Genomic DNA, 1,975 nt, shown 5'->3' with positions numbered 1-1,975 from the left:
GACAGTCAACAGTCAGAATCAACTCGGTTCGGCGCTTTCGGGTGTCGGATCTGTATTTTTTTACGGAGAGTTTGATCCTGGCTCAGGACGAACGCTGGCGGCGTGCTTAACACATGCAAGTCGAACGATGATCAGGAGCTTGCTCCTGTGATTAGTGGCGAACGGGTGAGTAACACGTGAGTAACCTGCCCCTGACTCTGGGATAAGCGTTGGAAACGACGTCTAATACTGGATATGATCACTGGCCGCATGGTCTGGTGGTGGAAAGATTTTTTGGTTGGGGATGGACTCGCGGCCTATCAGCTTGTTGGTGAGGTAATGGCTCACCAAGGCGACGACGGGTAGCCGGCCTGAGAGGGTGACCGGCCACACTGGGACTGAGACACGGCCCAGACTCCTACGGGAGGCAGCAGTGGGGAATATTGCACAATGGGCGAAAGCCTGATGCAGCAACGCCGCGTGAGGGATGACGGCCTTCGGGTTGTAAACCTCTTTTAGTAGGGAAGAAGCGAAAGTGACGGTACCTGCAGAAAAAGCACCGGCTAACTACGTGCCAGCAGCCGCGGTAATACGTAGGGTGCAAGCGTTGTCCGGAATTATTGGGCGTAAAGAGCTCGTAGGCGGTTTGTCGCGTCTGCTGTGAAATCCCGAGGCTCAACCTCGGGCTTGCAGTGGGTACGGGCAGACTAGAGTGCGGTAGGGGAGATTGGAATTCCTGGTGTAGCGGTGGAATGCGCAGATATCAGGAGGAACACCGATGGCGAAGGCAGATCTCTGGGCCGTAACTGACGCTGAGGAGCGAAAGCGTGGGGAGCGAACAGGATTAGATACCCTGGTAGTCCACGCCGTAAACGTTGGGCGCTAGATGTAGGGACCTTTCCACGGTTTCTGTGTCGTAGCTAACGCATTAAGCGCCCCGCCTGGGGAGTACGGCCGCAAGGCTAAAACTCAAAGGAATTGACGGGGGCCCGCACAAGCGGCGGAGCATGCGGATTAATTCGATGCAACGCGAAGAACCTTACCAAGGCTTGACATACACCGGAAACGGCCAGAGATGGTCGCCCCCTTGTGGTCGGTGTACAGGTGGTGCATGGTTGTCGTCAGCTCGTGTCGTGAGATGTTGGGTTAAGTCCCGCAACGAGCGCAACCCTCGTTCTATGTTGCCAGCGCGTTATGGCGGGGACTCATAGGAGACTGCCGGGGTCAACTCGGAGGAAGGTGGGGATGACGTCAAATCATCATGCCCCTTATGTCTTGGGCTTCACGCATGCTACAATGGCCGGTACAAAGGGCTGCGATACCGTAAGGTGGAGCGAATCCCAAAAAGCCGGTCTCAGTTCGGATTGAGGTCTGCAACTCGACCTCATGAAGTCGGAGTCGCTAGTAATCGCAGATCAGCAACGCTGCGGTGAATACGTTCCCGGGCCTTGTACACACCGCCCGTCAAGTCATGAAAGTCGGTAACACCCGAAGCCGGTGGCCTAACCCTTGTGGAAGGAGCCGTCGAAGGTGGGATCGGTGATTAGGACTAAGTCGTAACAAGGTAGCCGTACCGGAAGGTGCGGCTGGATCACCTCCTTTCTAAGGAGCATCTGACCAGGGTGCCTGCTTGCAGGTGCTGTTCTGGTTCAGGCGCCGATGCAGCCCGAACGTGGTTGCCGGTAGCTCATGGGTGGAACATTGACAGTGCAGTCGGGTGCGTTCGCGTCCGGTCCTAGTACGCCGTCTCCTTCGGGGGGTGGTTGGAACGGGTCGGGGTGGGCGGGTCGGCTGGTGCACGTTGTTGGGTCCTGAGGGACCAGGCTTCCTGACCGGGTGTGACCTGGTCGGGGGTTGAGCCGGCGGAGTGATCCGCATGGTTCTTCGATGGGCCACATGAAGCTGACCGGTTCCGGTTGGGGGAGTGTGGTGCCGATCGTATGTTGAGAACTACACAGTGGACGCGAGCATCTTTGAAAATCGCTTGCAATGGTTG

The 1,975-nt window shown here is 57.1% G+C and carries 1 rRNA gene; it reads left to right on the top strand.

Going from position 1 to position 1,975, the window contains the following annotated elements:
- Positions 1 to 59 precede the first annotated feature (59 nt).
- Positions 60 to 1,581, top strand: a 16S ribosomal RNA gene (locus tag ACIPEQ_RS16430).
- Positions 1,582 to 1,975: the final 394 nt, after the last annotated feature.

The organism is Curtobacterium sp. NPDC087080, from assembly GCF_044745105.1.
GTDB lineage: Bacteria > Actinomycetota > Actinomycetes > Actinomycetales > Microbacteriaceae > Curtobacterium.
The sequence above is the reverse complement of the archived record's forward strand: the minus strand, read 5'-3'. Positions and strand labels throughout refer to the sequence as shown.